Raw genomic sequence first — 19,253 nt, 5'->3', positions numbered from 1 at the left:
CCATCTTAACCATTACTTTTATCTGTTAATTTAAATTCTTGTAACCATGACTAAATTAAGCGTGAACATCAATAAAATTGCCACTTTACGTAATAGCCGCGGCGGCAATAATCCCGATGTTGTTCAGGCCGCAATTGATGCGCAAAAATTCGGCGCGGAAGGTATTACAGTTCATCCAAGGCCCGATGAACGCCATATTCGCTATGATGACGTAAGAAAGATAAAAAAAATCATTACCACAGAATTTAATATTGAAGGCAATCCGCAGGAAGAAAAATTTGTGCAACTGGTTCTTGAAACAAAACCCACGCAGGTAACGCTGGTGCCTGATGCTTTGTCGCAGGTTACAAGTAATCATGGCTGGGATACGATTGAGCATAAACAATATTTGAAAGATATAATTGCTGTGTTTAAAAATGCACGCATACGCACTTCAATTTTTGTTGACCCTAAAATTGAAATGATTGAAGCTGCTGCCGAAACGGGCACGGACCGTGTTGAATTATATACCGAAGCTTATGCGCATAATTATGAAACCAATAAAGAAGAGGCCATTGCGCCTTATCTCGCAGCAGCAGTAGCAGCCCGTGAAATGAATATTGGCTTAAATGCAGGGCATGATCTTGATCTTAAAAATCTCAATTATCTTATCCGTAATATTTCATGGATTGATGAGGTGAGCATTGGCCACGCACTCATTTGCGATGCTATTTATTTTGGATTTGAAAATACCATCCAGTTATATAAACGCCAGCTTGCATTGCCTGAAGGCAATTTGTTTTAATACGTAACTTATTTCATTCTCGCTTTAATAAAAGCTATGGCTTTTGTATATGCATCTGCCGTAGCTTTTTTATTATAACTGGGATTGCTCGGATTGGCAAATGCATGTACTGCATCGTATTCATAAGCAGTAAGATTTTTGCCGGCAGCTTTCATGTTGGTTTTAAATTCTTCAACCACTGCCGGCGTTATGCCGCCATCTTTTTTGGCAAAAAAGCCAATTACATCGCAATGCAGTTTCTTTAATGCGTTCACATCTTTTTCAGGCATTCCATAATACATAATACAGCCTTCAACATTGCTGCCGCCAAGCAATGCCGCCTGCAAACTCCAGCCGCCGCCAAAACACCATCCTATAGTAAAAACTTTTGCGTTCGGGCCCACATAATTGTAAGCGCCTTTAATAATATTTATGGCGCGTTCTGTTTTTACAGCCTGCACCAGTTTGCGGGCTTCATCTGGTGTTGTGGCAATTTGTTTATCATATAAATCAATAGCAATGGCATTAATGCCCAGCTCACTGGCTAATTTTTCAGTTTCCTGCTTTATATAATCATTCAGTCCCCACCATTCCTGGAAAACGAAAATGTAATAGTTTGTAGGTTTCGATGCTTTAACCATCCAGCCATGTGCATCGGTACCATCGGCCGCTTTAAAATTTATGTCAGCGCCATTAGCAGTTTTATAATTAAAAGGCAACGGCGCGTCATGCTGCATTACAAAACTTTTATCATTTGCCAGCAGCGCAAATTGTTCTGTTGCGTTGGCGGGCGGACAGCAGGCTGCCGGTTGTTTTTGTGCATTAGCCGAAATAAAAAATATCATCAGCACAAAAAATAATAATTGCTTTTGCATAGCGATGGATTTAATTTTTGAAGTAACAGTTGCAGCACAAGTTAAATAATAAGTTTTAACGATTATTAGCCAGGCACACAAACGAAACGCTGTTATCGCCATAAAATTTAATAGCCTTTGAGATAGTTTCTTTTAATTTCGATTGTTTATTGAACAGCATGGAGAAAACTAATTTCATAGATTATATAAGAATTTTTTGCAGAAGCGGCAATGGAGGCGCCGGCAGCAGGCATTTTATGCGCACAAAATTTAATCCTAAAGCCGGGCCTGATGGCGGCAATGGAGGAAGGGGAGGGCATATTATTTTAAAAGGCAATAAGCAATTGTGGACGCTGCTTCATCTTCGTTATTATAAAAATGTAATTGCAGAAAACGGTGAAGGCGGTAACAAGAATAACCGCACCGGCGCCGATGGACAGGATATAATTATTGAAGTTCCGCTTGGCACTATTGCCCGCGATGAAGAAAGCGGTAAAATGGAGGCGGAAATTTTGGAAGATGGCCAGGAAGTTATCTGGCTGCGTGGTGGAAAGGGTGGATTAGGCAACGCCAATTTTGCCACTGCTACCAACCAGGCGCCTGAATATGCGCAGCCGGGCGAACCGGGTGTGGAAGCGTGGAAAACACTCGAATTAAAAGTGCTGGCAGATGTGGGGCTCGTGGGATTTCCCAATGCAGGAAAATCAACCTTGCTTTCTGTGCTTACTGCTGCCAAACCAAAAATTGCTGATTATGCATTTACCACTTTAACGCCCCAATTGGGTATGGTTGAATACAGGGACGGGCGTTCTTTCTGCATTGCCGATTTGCCCGGCATAATTGAGGGCGCTGCTGAGGGTAAAGGTTTGGGGCACCGGTTTTTAAGGCATATTGAACGTAATGCTGTTTTATTGTTTGTGATACCCGCCGATAGTAACGATCATAAAAAAGAGTTTGAAGTGCTGCTGAATGAGCTGGAAGAATATAACCCCGAATTAATGCAGAAAGAGTTTTTGATTGCCATCAGCAAAAGCGATTTGCTGGATGATGAATTAAAAACAGCCATAAGAAATGAGTTTGACAAAGAAACAAGGATGGTATTCATTTCTTCTTTCACCCAAAAAGGTCTTGTTGAATTAAAAGACCTGCTATGGAAAACCATAAATAGCCAGGCTGATTAAAGAGATGTTGTTATTTTAAAGTTATCAATCTGAAGATAAATGTTTGGATGTCAATCACCTTGTAATTTTATCCCATAAAAACTACTGATGTAAGGTTACTTTTTTCTTTTAACAGTATTAATGTGTAATTAATACGCAATTGTTCTTAACTTTGCAGCTAAATCAAGCTAACTGAATCATTCATGCCATAGTTGTTTGCCGCCGATTGTATTGCCTCGCGGTTGATTGTTTAAATGAATAAAATTTTTGACATTAAAAAAACAACAATTATGACAAAGACAAATTTGAAATTCTCAGGTAAGAAATTAATCGCAGCAGCATTTTTATCAGCTTCAGTATTACTTACTTCTTTTACAACTAACGCCGCCATATATAACACAAACATCGAACTGGTTTCCGGTGAAAAAAGCAATATTGCCCTTACCGCTAATACCAACGATGCATTATTGTTCAAATTAAATGTGAACAATGAAAAAGGCGACAGGTTTACAGTAACTATTAAAAATGAAGCTGGCGATCTTTTATTTTCCCGCGCATTCAGCGATGTAAATTTCGATAAGCAATTTAAATTGCTTAAAGGCGAGCAGACTAATAGCCGTTATTACATTAGTATTATTTCAGACAACAAGGTTCTTGAAGATTCTTATGTAGTAAGCTCAACTGTGCGCACCATTAATGATGTGGCAGTAAACAAGCTTTAACATTAAAATTGTTTTCAAAAGCTTCCCTTTTACATTTGTGTTAAGGGAAGCTTTTTTATTGGGTGTGCTATAACATTTAATTACAATAATCTTTTAATTGTAGATTTTACCTTTGCACTTCACAATAAAAAAAGGATTTTTACAGTTTTATAAAAAATCATCCGATTTTTAAAAGGCCATCCGGCCTGAATCCTTTTAGAAAAAATTAAAAAAAATCTTATAGCCTGATGAAGAAATTGTTGTTAGTGGGTGCCGTATGTATTACTGTGTTTACCTCTATGATAGCTGCGAAAGGAAAAGAAACTGCCACCACAAAATCAAACTCAAATACCGTTAATACTGCAAATAAATCTGTGAGCACGGAAGCGGTTGTTAATTATTGGGTTGATTCATTGTATGCTCAAATGCAATTAGAAAAAATGGGCCTGCCCCGTTCAGTTTTTTTTGAAGCTTATAAAGGATATGAGTATTTGCTTTCTGCAGGCAAACTCCAAAAGCAGGGCTTTTTAACTATTTGCGATTACAGCCAGCCAAGCAACAGAAAGAGGTTATATGTGCTTGACCTGGATAAAGCAAAAGTGCTTTTTAATACTTATGTTTCACATGGACGTAATTCAGGCGATGATTATGCAACGAGTTTTTCAAACAGGAATAATTCGCATAAAACATCTTTGGGTTTTATGTGCACTGCTGAAACATATAACGGCGATAACGGTTACAGCCTTAGGCTTGACGGATTAGAAAATGGTTTTAATGATAATGTAAGAACACGTGCTATTGTAATGCATGGAAGCAATTATGTAAATGGCCAGCGCGCTTCAAAAGGCACAATGATGGGTCGCAGTTACGGCTGCCCCGCTGTACCTGATAGAGAAGTTAAAAGCATCATTAATGCTATTAAAGGTGGAAGCTGTTTTTATAGCTATTATCCTGATAAAGTTTATGCAGCCGCATCAAAAATTCTTAACGCAGATTTTGTTTGGCCTTTAACGCAAACACTGCAGCTTGCTTCTATAAAATTGCCTGATTCGCTGGCAAAAATATATGCACAGTCAGAAGCCCTCAGCTTAAACTAAAAATTGTTTTAAAGTATTTCATTAAAAAGTTCTTGTAAAAGCTGTTGAGCATAATCATTGTATATGATTTGTTGCTCAGCAGCTTTTGTATTTCTTTTGCTGCGTATATACTTATTTCAATTTAAAAGCTTTGCAATGATATACAGAAGCAGGGCGCCGTTGCGTATCGGGCTGGCTGGCGGCGGAACAGATGTAAGCCCTTACAGTGATGAATTTGGCGGCGCTATTTTAAATGCAACAATATCTCATTTTGCGCATGCCGTAATAGAGCCGCTGCAAAGCGGCGGCATTATAATAAATGCAATGGACAGGGGAGAAATTGAGCAGTACGATAAACTGGCCATGCTTCCAATAAGCGGCATGCTTGATTTGCATAAAGGAATCATCAACCGCATTCTTAATGATTACGGTATTGCACATAAAAACTTTTCACTTACAACTTTTGTTGACGCCCCTGCAGGAAGCGGGCTTGGCACTTCATCAACTTTAATGGTGGCCATTATTGGCGCTTTTGCAGAAATGCTTAAGCTGCCTTTGGGCGAATATGATATTGCACATTATGCTTATGAAATTGAAAGAAAGGATTTGCAGTTAGCCGGCGGCAGGCAGGATCAGTATGCCGCTACTTTTGGTGGTGTGAATTTTATGGAATTTTATGCAGATGATAAGGTAATTGTAAACCCTTTGCGCATTCGGAATGAATATTTGTATGAACTGGAAAATAACCTTGTTTTATACTTCACTTCAACCAGCCGTGAATCGGCAACCATTATAAAGGAACAGCAGAAAAATGTATTACAGAAAAACGAAAAATCAATTGATGCCATGCACCAATTAAAAGAGCAGGCGCGGCGCATGAAAGAAGCTTTGCTGCGGGGTAATCTTAACGAAATTGGCGAAATACTTGACTTTGGTTTTCAACAAAAAAGAAATATGGCGCAAAACATTTCAAACAGCCTGATTGAAGAAATTTATGAGGCGGCAAAGAAGGCCGGGGCAACCGGTGGTAAAATAAGCGGCGCGGGCGGTGGCGGGTTTATGACGTTTTATTGCCCGCTGAATACACGTTATAAAGTAATGGAAGCTTTAAACAGTTTTGGCGGCCAGGTAAAGCCATACCAGTTTACAAAGTCTGGATTAACAACCTGGACAATACAATAATGTTTTCTATAAAAAGCTTTCTTATGAACAATACAATAAAGGATATTATTTCAGCATCTATACAAACAAAACAGCAGATATTAAATGATGAAGCATTTATACAGAAAATGCAAACTGTTGTTGATGTAATTGCAGATGCTTTTAAGCAGGGCAACAAAGTTTTATTTTGCGGAAACGGCGGCAGTGCTGCAGATGCGCAGCATCTTGCAGCAGAATTTTCAGGCCGCTTTTATAAAGACAGGAAAGCGCTTCCCGCTGAGGCCTTGCATTGTAATACTTCCTATTTAACGGCTGTTGCCAATGATTATAGTTTTGATGTTGTTTATGCCCGGCTTATTGATGGTTTGGGAATGAATGGTGATGTGCTGATAGGATTGAGCACTTCCGGCAATTCAGGCAACATTGTAAAAGCCTTCGAGAAGGCCAGGGAAAAGGGCGTTATAACTGTTGGTTTCACAGGCGCAACAGGCGGCAAAATGAAGGATGTGAGCGACTATCTTTTTAATGTGCCTTCAACTGATACGCCGCGCATACAGGAAAGCCACATTTTAATAGGCCATATTATTTGCCAGTTGGTGGAAGAAAAATTATTCCCGGGGCCCCGGCCCTGAAGGGAGTTATTTTGAGCTCGCATAAACAACCAAATACGTTTATAAAAAAATGGATAAAAATATTTACGCTGCTAAGAATTCCCCTTTAGCGGATGGAGGCACGGGTTCTCTTATCATTCTCGCCGGTGGTTTAGGCACAAGGTTGCGCAGCGTGGTATCGGATTTGCCAAAATGCATGGCGCCCGTAAACGGTAAACCATTTTTGAACTATGTAATTGATTATTTTCAACAGCAAAATATTACTCAATTTATTTTTTCATTAGGTTATAAGCATGAGGTCATCATCGCATATCTGGAGCAACTTATAACTCACAACTCATCATTCACATTTCACTATTCAATAGAAAAAGAACCCCTCGGCACGGGCGGCGCTATTAAAAAAGCATGTGAAAAAGTAAACAGTAAAAATGTTTTTGTAACCAATGGCGATACATTATTTAAAGCCAGCCTGCCTGCTTTAAATAAATTTCATTTGCAAAAAGAAGCGGAGTGTACATTGGCTTTAAAACCAATGATAAACTTCAGCCGTTATGGTGTTGTTGAGCTGAATGAAAACGGTTCTGTTAAAAATTTCTGTGAAAAGAAATATTATAAAAACGGTTTAATAAATGGCGGTTTATATATGCTGAATGTTGAAAATTTTTTAAGCAGGCAATTGCCTGAAAAATTTTCTTTTGAAACAGGTTATCTTGAAAAGTTTTATAAAGAACATACAATGTATGGCCTGGAGCAGGATGGGTATTTTATAGACATAGGCATTCCTGAAGATTATGAACGCGTGCAAAAAGAACTTGTGAAGGGGGTTGATTGGGTTGAATAGTTGATTGGCTAATAAGCAAAGAATTGGGAAAAGCTTGTGAACCCGTGAATTTTGAATATTAAATATGGATTTAAATAAGATTGATAAAAGCTGGACACTTTTTCTCGACCGCGATGGCGTTATTAATGTTGAAAAAAAAGGAGATTATGTTTTAAGTGTTGACGGGTTTATTTTTTCGGAAGGTGCGCAGGAAGCGATAAAGATCTTATCAGGTATTTTTGGTTTAATGCTTGTGGCCACCAACCAGCGCAGTATAGCCAAACAATTAATGACGCTGGAAGATTTGCACAGCATTCATGCTTACATGACGGAAGAATTGCATAATCATTATGGCCGCATTGATAAAATATATTATTGTGCAGATATGAATGATGACAGCCCCAACCGCAAACCCAATCCTGGTATGGCTTTGCAGGCAAAGAAAGATTTTCCGCAGATTGATTTTTCCAAAAGCATTATGGTGGGCAACACTTTAAGCGACATGCGTTTTGCACGCAATGCCGGCATGTATTCTGTGTTTATTCCATCAACAGAACCGGATATTCTTTTCCCCAATGAACTAATTGATCTGCGTTTTAATTCCCTGCTCGATTTTGCGCTGGCCTTTCCACATTCAATGCCGCTGATTTAAGAAAATGTTGCGGGTTATATAAGATATTTATCAGTCACAGATGCACGGATTTTTATTAATGATGCAGCTAACAATTTTTATCTGTGCATCTGTGGCAAATCCCCGCAACACAACATTTATCCGAATTAACAAAAAACTAAATTTTAAGCCACATACCATACTCATCAGCTTAACCGTTATGATGATTGTATTTTCGTAACCATGTTCCGTTATATTTTAATTTTTCTTTTTTGCTTTACAGGTACAATCGTTAAAGCCCAGGTAAATGCAAAAGATATTAGTTTCATGCAAAAGCAGGAAGACAGTCTTGCGTTTTATGCAAAGTGCATGATATATGATTCCGTAGCTGAAAACAGGTTTTATTTCGACAGTATTTTTATTCGCCGGTTTGTAGCAGCATTAAAAACATCGCATTCATTTCAATATCCTTTTGATTCATTAATCACAATATCGCGTTTATATGCGCCGGACAGCAGCTTCAGAATTTTTACCTGGCAGTTACAGCGCGATGAAAGTTATTATCGCCAGGAAGGCGCCATTCAAATGAGGACAAAAGATGGCTCGCTTAAATTATTTCCTTTGTTTGATGTGTCTGATTATGCTTCCGTGCCAACTGATTCAATCCGCACAAACAAAAACTGGATTGGCGCTATTTATTATAATATCATAGAAAAAGATTTCAAAGGCAAAAAATATTACACGCTGTTTGGTTATGATGATAACGACATGGCGAGCACACGCAAATGGCTTGAAGTATTAACTTTTAATGCAGCAGGCGAGCCGGTTTTCGGCGGCCATTATTTTACTTATAAAGATGATGAATTGAAAGCGCCGCAACCTGTTGACCGTTTCCTGCTCGAATACCAGAAAGATGCGCGGGCAAGGCTTGTGTATGACCCTGAACTGGATTTGGTTGTATTTGATCATTTGATCAGTGAAAGCAACCAGCCGCAAAAAAAATTCACACTTATTCCCGATGGCGATTATGAAGCATTTAAATGGCAGAATGGTAAATGGGTACATGTTCCAAAACTGTTTAACCAGTCTTTAAAAGATGGTGAAGCGCCAATGCCGGAACCTATATATGATAAAGAAGGCAGCAGCATGAAGCCGCTGAAAGAAAAAAATTAAGTTATCTTTTGATTGCTAATTTGGTTGCATGCAAAACAACTTTGCTCATCGTTGCTTGCGCCCTTGTACTGAAGAATAGATGGCAGCAACAGGCTACAGTAAAAATTGCTTTGATTTAATTAGCATATTCTGATCATATTATTTATGCCTCTTTTTGAATAAGCAATCATCAATACTCAATATTCAATTTGCAGAAGTATTATTATTATTGAATATTGTGTATTGTTTTGTTGGATATTGAATATTTTTCTTAGCTAAACGACATTGGCATTTAGGAAGCTTTCCTCTCGCCAAATATCAAACTTCCCACACGTATCATCGTGCTGCCTTCTTCAATGGCAATTGTATAATCTGCCGTCATGCCCATTGAAAGTGTTGACAGTTGACGGTTGGCAGTTGACAGCTTTGCCTGGAGTGATTTTAAATATTGAAATTCTTTTCTAATTTGATTTTCATCGTTTGTAAAACTTGCCATGCCCATTAAGCCAGCAATATTTACGTTTTTCATTTTTAAATTTTCAAATTCCAGCATTAGCGCATTGGCTTCTTCCTCATCCAGGCCAAACTTGGTTTCTTCCTGTGCAATATGTATTTGCAGCAAACAGTTTGTTGTTATATTTATTTTAGCCGATTGTTTATTAATTTCTTTCAGCAACTTAAAGCTGTCAACACCATGAATCAGTTCAGTGATGCCAACAACCTGCTTTACTTTATTGGTTTGAAGATGGCCGATAAAATGCCAGCGAATATCTTTTGGTAACTGTTGCTGTTTTTCAACAAACTCCTGCACATAGTTTTCGCCAAAATCCCTTTGCCCCAAATTGTACAAAGCAAGTATATCTTCAACCGGTTTTGTTTTGCTTACGGCAACAAGCGTTACGTGGTGCTGTTTACATTCCTGCACTAATTTATTATAAGCTTCAATGTTCATCTGTCTGATTTAAAAAATGCCTGCGAATATTCATTAAAAATTGATGTGCAAACTTAAAACACAAACTTAACTTCGTAGCCATGATGCAGTTTCGCCGTAATAGTTTATCAAACGAACAGCTTGTTGATTTCTATAAAAAAATATTGCTGCCCCGCATGATCGAAGAAAAAATGCTGGTGTTATTGCGGCAGGGAAAAATTTCAAAATGGTTTAGCGGGATAGGGCAGGAGGCAATTGCCGTAGGTGCTGCATTAGCATTGAATGAAGATGAATGGATAATGCCACTGCACCGCAATCTTGGTGTTTTCACAACGCGTAATATGCCATTACACCAATTGTTCAAGCAATGGCAGGGCAGTGCAGATGGTTATAGCAATGGGCGGGAACGCAGTTTTCATTTTGGCAGCAAGCAGCATTATATCTGTGGCATGATCTCCCATCTTGGCCCGCAGCTTGCCATTGCAGATGGAATTGCATTGGCCCATAAATTAAAAAGAGAACAAAAATTATCGCTGGCATTTACGGGCGAAGGCGGCACAAGCGAGGGTGATTTTCATGAAGCATTAAATGTTGCGGCAGTATGGAACCTGCCGGTAATATTTTTAATTGAAAATAATGGTTATGGCTTAAGCACGCCAGCCAATGAACAATTCCGCTGCGAAAATTTGGTGGATCGTGCCAAAGGTTACGGCATGGAAGGTGTATTGATTGATGGCAATAATATCTTAACGGTTTATGATACTATTAAAGGTGTGCGTGATTATTGCATTCAACAGCAGAAGCCTTATTTAATCGAATGCAAAACTTTCCGTATGCGCGGGCATGAAGAAGCCAGTGGTACCAAATATGTGCCGCCGCATTTGTTTGAAGAATGGAAAACAAAAGACCCTGTAATTAATTATGAAAACTATTTGCTGAACGAAGCTGTGTTGACAAATGAATCAATTCAATTTATAAAAGATGAAATAAAACATTATATAGAAGAGGAGCTGGCAATTGGTTTTGCAGCGCCATCAATTGTTGTGAATACGGCAAATGAATTAAAAGATGTATATGCCCGGCAGTCAATAGTCAATAGTCAACGGTCAACAGTAAAACGTATTGATAACAGTGATCCGGGTTTTAGCTCCTCCTCCACCGGAGGGGATTGGGGGGAGGCTCGTTTCATCAATGCCATCAGCGATGGGTTAAAGCAAAGCATGCGGCACCATCCCAATCTTATTTTAATGGGCCAGGATATTGCTGAATATGGCGGCGCTTTTAAAATTACGGAAGGCTTTGTTGATATGTTTGGTAAAGAGCGTGTGCGCAATACGCCTTTATGCGAAAGCGCAATTGTAGGTGCTGCGCTTGGTTTAAGTATAGAAGGTTTTAAAGTAATGATGGAAATGCAGTTTGCTGATTTTGTAAGTGTTGGGTTTAACCAGATTGTAAACAACCTTGCAAAAATCCATTACCGATGGGAACAACATGCTGATGTTGTTATACGCATGCCAACAGGCGCCGGTGTAGGCGCCGGGCCTTTTCATTCGCAGAGCAATGAAGCCTGGTTTGTGCATACGCCAGGTTTAAAAGTTGTGTATCCTTCAACGCCTGTTGATGCAAAAAGCTTGCTGATTGCTGCCATTAATGATCCCAACCCTGTTTTATATTTCGAACATAAGGCCTTATACAGAAGCATAAGCGGCAACGTGCCTGATGATTATTATGAAATAGAAATTGGTAAAGCCAAAGTGGTTCAATATGGTGAAGATATATCTGTTATAACGTATGGCGCCGGTGTGCATTGGGCGCTTGAATATGCCAATTTGCATAAAGATATTTCAATAGATATAACCGATTTAAGAACCTTATTGCCTTTAGATTATGATGCTGTAAAAAGAAGTGTTCAGCGCACGGGTAAGGTTTTGGTATTGCATGAAGATACCTTAACCGGCGGCATTGGCGGCGAGATTGCCGCATGGATAAGTGAACATTGTTTTGAAATGCTGGATGCGCCTGTTGTGCGTTGTGCATCGCTGGATACGCCTGTGCCTTTTAATATTGAACTGGAAAAAAACTTTTTGGCTAAAACCAGGCTGGATGCGTGTGTACAAAAACTGATAAACTATTAGCTGCGCTAATTAATAAGCCAACTTAATTTTCTATAAAATCATCTGCAACAATGTCCTTTTTCTTATAAAATATTGTGCCCATCATCATAATAAAACTGGTTACGATCACCACAAAAAATAAAATGCCGGCCTGTAACTTCTCAGGGTGATATGATTCGGGTATCTTATAAAATAATACGATAGTTATTAATCCACGCGGAATAAAAAACACTTCGGGATAAACGCTTTCCCTTAAAAAATCACGCAGGTATATGTAACGTATTATTAATAGGATAAGTACAATTATACTGCCCACCAATATAATTTCTGTTGAAGCTATTGCTTGTATATTGATGGAATATCCAAATAATAAAAAGAAAAAAGTGCGTATCAGGAAAGAGCTTTCTGCTGTAATGGAATGCAGCAAATGCGTGGCTTCCGATGCTTTTTCTTCCGAAAACAAGCCTCTTATTTTTGGAATTTTTACCAGGTGCCAGTTGTTCATTAACAGCCCGAAAAGAAGTATGATAATCAGCGATGGAAGGTTTAACAGTTTGCCACCTTCATATAAAATAATCAGCACGGCAAACACCAGGAAGAACTTAACGTTCATTTTTGATTTGGCAAGAATGATAAACAGCAGCACAGAAAAAACTACTGAAAGAATAATGGCGATGGCTATGCCTAAAAAGAAAGTGCTTATGGCAAGTACTGAAAAAATTTCCCTTGCCGTAAAATAATTGAATAGAATAATGCCAAGTATGTCGGAAAAAGAAGCTTCATATACAAGAAATTCTTTTTTCTTTTCTGATAAATGATGCAGGCTTGGAATTACGATTGAACTGCTCATTACTGAAAGCGGAATAGCATAAACAATACAATCCCGGACGTCCTGGTGCAATAAAAAATATAAGGCTGCGCTTATGGCTGTTATAGAAAGTATCAATATAAAAAAGGCCGCGAAAAATGACCTGCTGATCAGCCTTACTTTATTACGCCCGAGCTTCAGGTCAAGCCCGGCTTCCAGCACAATCATAATCAAACCAACGGATCCAAAGTATTCAACCGTATTATCTGCAACAGGTAATTGCCATCCGTTTGCATTGGCAATTGAACGCAGTGCAATGCCCGCCGCAAGTAATAGCAATACCGAAGGCACTTTTATATAATTCGAGATAATTGAAAACAGGTACGAAACAACAATTACACCGCTCAATAAAATCAAAACCCATTCAGGAGAAAAATTCGTCATACTGTTGATTTACTCAATAATTGCAATTGTATTTTTTTATGAAAACAAAATTTAAAGAAAGCATAAATAAATCATTTAAAAAATAGTCTGCGTTATTTTTTAAAATTCCAGGGCAGTCAGTTTTTTAAGAGATGTTTGAGTTAATAAAATTTAAGTATCAGTTCCCGGTTTGGTGAATTTTGTATGGCCACAGATGCATAGATAAAAAGCCTGCACGCCTGTGGCTAAAAATCCATACATACAGCAGCTAAATAAACCGGCCGTTTATCATTACTTTATCAATAAGGTTGTTGCCAAAAGAATACATCAGGTAAGCCAGCGAAGGAATTGTTTTGGTGAATATAAGATTGGCATTTTTGCCAATGGTTATGCTTCCCGTTTCATGCTGCAACTGCATGGCATGGGCGCCGTTAATAGTAGCGGCATTCACGGTTTCTTCGGGCAGCATGCGCATTTGAATACAGGCCATAGAAACCACCATATTCATATTGCCGGAAGGTGATGAGCCCGGGTTATAATCTGAAGCTAAAGCAACGGCAGCGCCGCTTTCAATTAATTTGCGGGCAGGCGGGAATGGCATCCTTAAAAAATAAGCGGCCGTTGGCAGCATCGTGCCAATGGTTGCACTCTTTGAAAGCCGTGTTATGTCTTCTTCATGCATCGTTTCAAGATGATCAGCGCTTACAGCATTTACTTCAATAGCAGTTTCTATGCCGCCAATACTGCTTAACTGGTTCACATGAAGTTTAGGGCGCAAGCCATATTTCATACCCGCTTCACAAATACGTTTTGTTTCTTCTGCCGAAAAAAATCCCTGTTCACAAAATACATCTATAAAATCTGCAAGGTTTTCTTTGGCAATATTGGGCAGCATTTCATCAATGATCAGCTTTATATATCCTTCATGGTTGTTTTTGTATTCCAACGGATAAGCATGCGCCCCTAAAAAGCTGGCTTTAACCGGAATTAAATCAAGCGCTTTCAACCGCTGAATAACACGCAGCATTTTCAATTCTGCTTCAACGCTTAAACCATAACCGCTTTTTATTTCAATAGCGCCGGTGCCAAGCGCTATTACTTCATGCAATCTTTGCAAAGCCGCATCAAATAAAGCGTCTTCGCTCATACTGCTTAACTTATTGGCAGAGTTTAAAATGCCGCCGCCTTTTGCAGCAATATCGGCATAACTCAATCCTTTTATTTTATCAATAAATTCTTCTTCACGGCTGGCCGCAAAAACCAGGTGCGTATGGCTGTCGCACCAGCAGGGAAGTATGTAAGCGCCGCGGGCATCTATTGTTGTGAGCTGTGAGTTGTGAATGGTGAGTGAAGGCAGCAAGTGTTCCATTTCCCCATAACCTTTTATCTTTCCTTCTTCAACAATTAAATAAGCGTTTTTTATGCAGGGAAGGATGGATAAATCTTTGCCGCGAAGCAAACTATTTTCCTCACGCACATTTACAAGACAGGCAATATTTTTTATAAGCATCTGCATACACAAATCTATCTAAAAGGTTTATAGGCTGAAATTATATGTTAATCTTGATGAACGATTAATTAAAGACTGCCTGAATTTTTAGTTTCGTTACACTAATTATGATGCAAAAAATTTTACCCCTCTTATTTATATTTTTTTCAACAACTGCTTTTGCAGCAAGAATTACCGGAACTATTAAAGATGATAAAGGCAATGCATTGCCTTATGCTTCTGTCTCTATAAAAGAAAAAGGCAGCGGCACTACAGCCAACCAGCAGGGATACTATTCGCTTGAACTGGCCCCCGGTGATTACACCATTATTGTGCAATATGTTGGTTTTGCCAGGCAGGAAAAGAAAGTGCATATAACCGGTACAGGCATGCAGCTTGATTTTGAATTAAAGCCGTCGCAATTGCAGTTAAAAGATGTGGTGGTTTCTTCCAACGGTGAAGACCCCGCGTATGCTATTATTCGCAATGCCATCAAAAAACGGCAGGCTTATCATGATGCATTGGATTCATTTACCTGCGAGGCTTATATAAAAACATTGATTAAAACAAGGGCGTTGCCGCGTAAAGTTTTCGGGCAAAAAATTGACAGCGCAGACTGGAAACAAATGGGTGTTGATTCTGCCGGTAAAGGCGTGATCTACTTATCAGAATCACTCACCAAAATTGCTTTTAAGAAGCCCGATAAAATTAAACTGGAAGTGCTTTCAGGACGGGAAAGTGGCTCCAATGGTTTTGGATTTACCATACCCACATTCATAGATTTTTATACCAATAATGTGCAGATAATGGGCGGCCAGTTTGCACCGCGTGGTTATGTATGCCCTATTGCCGATGGCGCTTTGAATTTTTATAAATATCATTTTCTCGGTTCTTTTTTTGAAGATGGCCGTGAGATAAACCGCATACAGGTTATTCCGCGCAGAAAGTATGAGCCTTTGTTTTCCGGTACGATTGAAATAACAGAAGGCGACTGGCGCATTTACAGCGTTGATTTAATGCTTACCAAAGAATCGCAGCTTGAAATATTGGATACCGTTAAAATAACGCAGATACATTTTCCTGTAACTAAAAATGTATGGCGCACCAAAAACCAGGTATTGTATTTTACTTTCAACAAATTTGGTATTGATGCGGTTGGCAACTTTTTGAATGTATACAACAATTACGATGTTACACCGGCATTTAAAAAGAAGTTTTTTAACAACATCATCATGCAGTTTGATACAGGTGTGAATAAGAAAACTGCTGCCTACTGGGATTCTGTGCGCCCCGTTCCGCTTGAGCAGGAAGAGATAAAAGATTATAAGGTTAAAGACAGTATTTACCGCTACCAGCGCGATTCTTCTTTTACTAAACGATACCGTGATTCACTGCGCCGCATGCAGGGAAAAATAAGTGTGATGAATGTTTTGTGGAATGGCTTTACACGCTCTAATTATAATCCGGAAAACTATACAACCATTCAATGGCAACCATTGTTAAAACAGGTACAATATAATACGGTTGAAGGTTTAGTGTTGAATGGTGAAGCCACATTCAGCCGCGGCTTTCCATCCATAAATCGCGAATTGAGTTTTACGCCTCATGTGCGCTATGGGTTCAGCAACGAACATTTTAATGCTTATGCAACGCTTAATTATCACAACCGTTCCAACTGGCGCGGCATAAGTAATGATGCCGATGATAATACCTCTTCATTCCGTTCAAACAATTTTTCATTAAGCGGCGGCAGGCGCATCAGCCAGTTTAATAAAGGCAACCCTATATCCCCGTTATTCAACAGCATTTATACGTTGTTCTTTAATCATAATTACATGAAAATTTATGAGAATAAATTTTTGCAGTTTGATTATTACGGCACTTCACAATCAGGATTAAAATATGCGGCGAATTTGTTGTATGAAGACCGCATGCCGCTTGATAATACAACCGATTTTTCCATTATAAAATATGATAACAAAAAGCTTACACCTAATTATCCTTATGAAAAAATGGACAGCCAGTTTATAAGGCACCAGGCTGTAATTGCAGGTATAAGTTTATCGTATCAGCCGGGGCAGAAATATGTGCAGTTTCCCAATTACCGCGTGCCGCTTGGCTCAAAATATCCAACGTTTACGCTATCTTATCAAAAAGGGTTCAATAAAATTTTTGGCAGTGATGCTGATTTTGACAAATGGAATTTTTCTGTAACTGATGATATGAATTTTAAGCTGGCAGGCCAGTTGAATTACCGCATTGATATTGGCGGATTTTTAAATGATAAATCTGTTTTTATACAGGATTACAGGCACTTCAACGGCAACCAGCTCATATTTGCCAGCCGCTATTTATACAGTTTCCAGATAGCGCCATATTATGCCAACAGCACCACCGCTGCATTTTATACAACGCTGCATGCCGAGCATCATTTCAATGGTTTGCTAACGAATAAAATCCCGTTATTTAAAAGATTGAACTGGAACCTTGTTGCGGGCACCAATGCGTTTTATGTAAACGGTAATAATAATTATGTTGAAATATTCGGCGGCCTTGAAAATATATTCAAACTCTTTCGTGTGGACGTTGTTGGTTCTTATCTTAATGGTAAAAACGGCCAGGTTGCCGTGCGTATAGGTTTGGGTGGGTTGTTAGGAGGGAAGATAAGATTGAACTGATGATTTTATCATATTTCATAACTTTACTGTATGCTTTTACAATTAGAAGAAACAAATTATAATGACGTAAATAAGTTAATGGAATTTGCCAGGGAAAACAACCTTAAATTGTCATTGGTTGATGAAGGTGAAGATCATTATATACTTCCGGGCAAGCCACTTACCCAACAACAAATAACAACACTCATTGAAAGCAGCAGGAAAAGTGGTGTTATTTCGATGAAGAATGCGCATGAAATGATCAGCAATATTTACAATGCAGATTAATTATACCACAGACGCATTTTACGCATTAATCCAACTTGTTAATTACATAGAATCGAAGAATACACAAGGCGCAGGCTTAAGATGGTTGAGCCGCTTTGAGAAGTTTCTCGAAAGAAAATTAAAATCTGCATCACAGATAAAACTTTGTAACAACATAGCATTTCAGCAGCTAAACTTGCGTTGCATTTATTTTAATGAGTGGATAGTTGCATTTTCCGTTTATGAAGATTCTGTTTTAATAGAAGCTTTATTACATAAATCACGCATAAGCGATTAATCAACAACTTCGCAAAATCGTAAATCAACAATTGTAAATCGTAAATAATTATGGCTCCTCTATCTGAACGTATGCGGCCAACAAAACTGGAAGACCTTGCAGGGCAGCAACACCTTGTTGGCAAAGGCAGCATATTGCGCACAGCCATCGAAAATAATAACATCCCTTCCATGATATTCTGGGGCCCGCCCGGAAGCGGTAAAACCACTATTGCCAATATAATTGCACATACCTTAAACCTTCCATTTCACCAGTTAAGCGCCATTAGCAGCGGTGTAAAAGATGTGCGTGAAGTAATTGAAAAAGCCAGGCAGGAAATCAATGCAATTTTATTCATAGATGAAATTCACCGCTTTAATAAAAGCCAGCAGGATGCTTTATTGGGAGCAGTTGAAAAAGGTATCATTACATTAATCGGTGCTACTACCGAAAATCCATCGTTTGAAGTTATATCAGCTTTGTTAAGCCGTTGCCAGGTATATGTTTTAAAACCGCTGGATGAAAAAGATTTAGTTCATCTTTTACATAATGCCACGGAAAAAGATGAAGTATTAAAGCAATATAAAATTGATCTGAAAGAAACGGCAGCATTAATAAATATAAGCGGCGGCGATGCAAGAAAATTATTGAATCTTTTTGAACTGGTTGTAACGGCCAAAGCTCCCTCTTCTTTGAAGGGAGCAGGAGGCGAGGTTGTTATTACTGATGAATTAGTAATGAACGTTGCCCAAAAACGTATTGCGTTATATGATAAACAGGGCGAACAACATTATGATATTATTTCAGCTTTTATTAAAAGTATTCGCGGCAGCGATCCCAATGCAGCCGTGTATTGGCTGGCACGAATGATTGAAGGGGGAGAAGATGTAAAATTTATTGCAAGAAGGTTATTAATACTCGCCAGTGAAGATATTGGCAATGCCAATCCCAATGCACTGTTGTTAGCCAACGCCACTTTTGATGCCGTGAATAAAATAGGCTGGCCTGAGTCTCAGCTTATTTTATCGCAGTGCACTATTTACCTCGCTTCATCCCCCAAAAGCAATTCGGCTACAACTGCCATTGGCGCAGCATCATCTGCTGTAAAACAGTATGGCGATTTATCGGTGCCTTTGCACATTCGCAATGCGCCCACCCGTTTAATGAAAGACATGAATTATGGCAAGGGCTATAAATACAGCCATTCTTATGAAGGCAATTTTGAAGAACAGGAATATTTGCCAAAAGAAATTGCAGGTTCAAAATTTTTTGAACCTGGCCAGAATGCAAGGGAAGAAGAACTGCGGAAATATTTAAAAAGTAAATGGAAAAACAAGTATGATTATTAGGATTGTTTGAATTAGTTATAAGCCACAGAT

Annotated in this window: 18 protein-coding genes; 14 read left to right on the top strand and 4 right to left on the bottom strand. The window is 38.8% G+C overall.

Annotated elements, in window-relative coordinates:
- Window positions 1-46: 46 nt before the first annotated feature.
- The gene (locus BM015_RS18325) at window positions 47-784 is read left to right on the top strand and encodes a pyridoxine 5'-phosphate synthase (protein ID WP_090662227.1); all 738 of its coding nucleotides are present in this window, start codon (window positions 47-49) and stop codon (window positions 782-784) included.
- 8 nt (window positions 785-792) lie between these two features.
- Here the strand turns inward: BM015_RS18325 and BM015_RS18320 are convergent, their stop codons facing one another.
- Window positions 793-1,638, bottom strand: a complete 846-nt coding sequence (locus BM015_RS18320) for a dienelactone hydrolase family protein (RefSeq protein WP_090662224.1) — start codon at window positions 1,636-1,638, stop codon at window positions 793-795.
- Between the two features lie 158 nt (window positions 1,639-1,796).
- Here BM015_RS18320 and obgE point away from each other — a divergent pair, with 158 nt between their 5' ends.
- The 8 genes from obgE to BM015_RS18280 all read left to right on the top strand — a co-directional run bounded on the left by obgE (window position 1,797) and on the right by BM015_RS18280 (window position 8,929).
- Complete coding sequence (gene obgE / locus BM015_RS18315; RefSeq protein WP_090662220.1) at window positions 1,797-2,798, top strand: GTPase ObgE; 1,002 nt, start codon at window positions 1,797-1,799, stop codon at window positions 2,796-2,798.
- Window positions 2,799-3,067: 269 nt separating this feature from the next.
- Window positions 3,068-3,499: a hypothetical protein gene (locus BM015_RS18310; RefSeq protein WP_143075920.1), complete on the top strand. Its 432-nt coding sequence runs from the start codon at window positions 3,068-3,070 to the stop codon at window positions 3,497-3,499.
- A 227-nt stretch (window positions 3,500-3,726) separates the two neighbouring features.
- Window positions 3,727-4,575, top strand: coding sequence for a murein L,D-transpeptidase catalytic domain family protein (locus tag BM015_RS18305; RefSeq protein ID WP_090662214.1), 849 nt, complete (start codon window positions 3,727-3,729; stop codon window positions 4,573-4,575).
- A 135-nt stretch (window positions 4,576-4,710) separates the two neighbouring features.
- Window positions 4,711-5,736 (top strand): GHMP family kinase ATP-binding protein, encoded by a 1,026-nt coding sequence (locus tag BM015_RS18300; RefSeq protein WP_090662211.1) that lies wholly within the window; start codon window positions 4,711-4,713, stop codon window positions 5,734-5,736.
- 23 nt (window positions 5,737-5,759) lie between these two features.
- Complete coding sequence (gene gmhA / locus BM015_RS18295; RefSeq protein WP_090662376.1) at window positions 5,760-6,347, top strand: D-sedoheptulose 7-phosphate isomerase; 588 nt, start codon at window positions 5,760-5,762, stop codon at window positions 6,345-6,347.
- Between the two features lie 49 nt (window positions 6,348-6,396).
- The gene (locus BM015_RS18290; protein WP_090662208.1) at window positions 6,397-7,167 is read left to right on the top strand and encodes a nucleotidyltransferase family protein; all 771 of its coding nucleotides are present in this window, start codon (window positions 6,397-6,399) and stop codon (window positions 7,165-7,167) included.
- A 64-nt stretch (window positions 7,168-7,231) separates the two neighbouring features.
- Window positions 7,232-7,798, top strand: a complete 567-nt coding sequence (locus BM015_RS18285) for a D-glycero-alpha-D-manno-heptose-1,7-bisphosphate 7-phosphatase (RefSeq protein WP_090662205.1) — start codon at window positions 7,232-7,234, stop codon at window positions 7,796-7,798.
- A gap of 201 nt (window positions 7,799-7,999) precedes the next feature.
- Window positions 8,000-8,929, top strand: coding sequence for a hypothetical protein (locus BM015_RS18280; RefSeq protein ID WP_090662202.1), 930 nt, complete (start codon window positions 8,000-8,002; stop codon window positions 8,927-8,929).
- 271 nt (window positions 8,930-9,200) lie between these two features.
- Here BM015_RS18280 and BM015_RS18275 read toward each other — a convergent pair whose 3' ends face one another.
- Window positions 9,201-9,860, bottom strand: a complete 660-nt coding sequence (locus tag BM015_RS18275; RefSeq protein ID WP_090662197.1) for a YggS family pyridoxal phosphate-dependent enzyme — start codon at window positions 9,858-9,860, stop codon at window positions 9,201-9,203.
- Between the two features lie 83 nt (window positions 9,861-9,943).
- Here BM015_RS18275 and BM015_RS18270 point away from each other — a divergent pair, with 83 nt between their 5' ends.
- Complete coding sequence (locus BM015_RS18270; protein WP_090662374.1) at window positions 9,944-11,974, top strand: alpha-ketoacid dehydrogenase subunit alpha/beta; 2,031 nt, start codon at window positions 9,944-9,946, stop codon at window positions 11,972-11,974.
- A 22-nt stretch (window positions 11,975-11,996) separates the two neighbouring features.
- Here BM015_RS18270 and BM015_RS18265 read toward each other — a convergent pair whose 3' ends face one another.
- Together BM015_RS18265 and hutI are read right to left on the bottom strand one after the other, a co-directional pair.
- On the bottom strand, window positions 11,997-13,205 hold the full coding sequence (locus BM015_RS18265; protein ID WP_090662194.1) for a cation:proton antiporter domain-containing protein: 1,209 nt from the start codon (window positions 13,203-13,205) through the stop codon (window positions 11,997-11,999).
- Window positions 13,206-13,452: 247 nt separating this feature from the next.
- The gene (gene hutI / locus BM015_RS18260; protein ID WP_218148549.1) at window positions 13,453-14,700 is read right to left on the bottom strand and encodes an imidazolonepropionase; all 1,248 of its coding nucleotides are present in this window, start codon (window positions 14,698-14,700) and stop codon (window positions 13,453-13,455) included.
- A gap of 101 nt (window positions 14,701-14,801) precedes the next feature.
- Between hutI and BM015_RS18255 the strand changes: the two genes are divergently transcribed.
- From BM015_RS18255 to BM015_RS18240, 4 genes are read left to right on the top strand one after another with little or no spacing between them, the layout of a single operon-like run.
- On the top strand, window positions 14,802-17,351 hold the full coding sequence (locus BM015_RS18255; protein ID WP_090662190.1) for a DUF5686 and carboxypeptidase regulatory-like domain-containing protein: 2,550 nt from the start codon (window positions 14,802-14,804) through the stop codon (window positions 17,349-17,351).
- Window positions 17,352-17,381: 30 nt separating this feature from the next.
- On the top strand, window positions 17,382-17,618 hold the full coding sequence (locus BM015_RS18250) for a hypothetical protein (RefSeq protein WP_090662186.1): 237 nt from the start codon (window positions 17,382-17,384) through the stop codon (window positions 17,616-17,618).
- A complete protein-coding gene (locus tag BM015_RS18245) occupies window positions 17,608-17,895 on the top strand; it encodes a hypothetical protein (RefSeq protein WP_090662183.1) in 288 nt (95 codons plus the stop codon). Before BM015_RS18250 ends, BM015_RS18245 begins: the two co-directional genes overlap by 11 nt.
- 50 nt (window positions 17,896-17,945) lie before the next feature.
- Window positions 17,946-19,223, top strand: coding sequence for a replication-associated recombination protein A (locus BM015_RS18240; RefSeq protein ID WP_090662180.1), 1,278 nt, complete (start codon window positions 17,946-17,948; stop codon window positions 19,221-19,223).
- The last annotated feature ends 30 nt before the right edge of the window (window positions 19,224-19,253 follow it).

Source organism: Parafilimonas terrae (assembly GCF_900115755.1).
In the GTDB taxonomy this organism is placed as follows: domain Bacteria; phylum Bacteroidota; class Bacteroidia; order Chitinophagales; family Chitinophagaceae; genus Parafilimonas; species Parafilimonas terrae.
The sequence above is the reverse complement of the archived record's forward strand: the minus strand, read 5'-3'. Positions and strand labels throughout refer to the sequence as shown.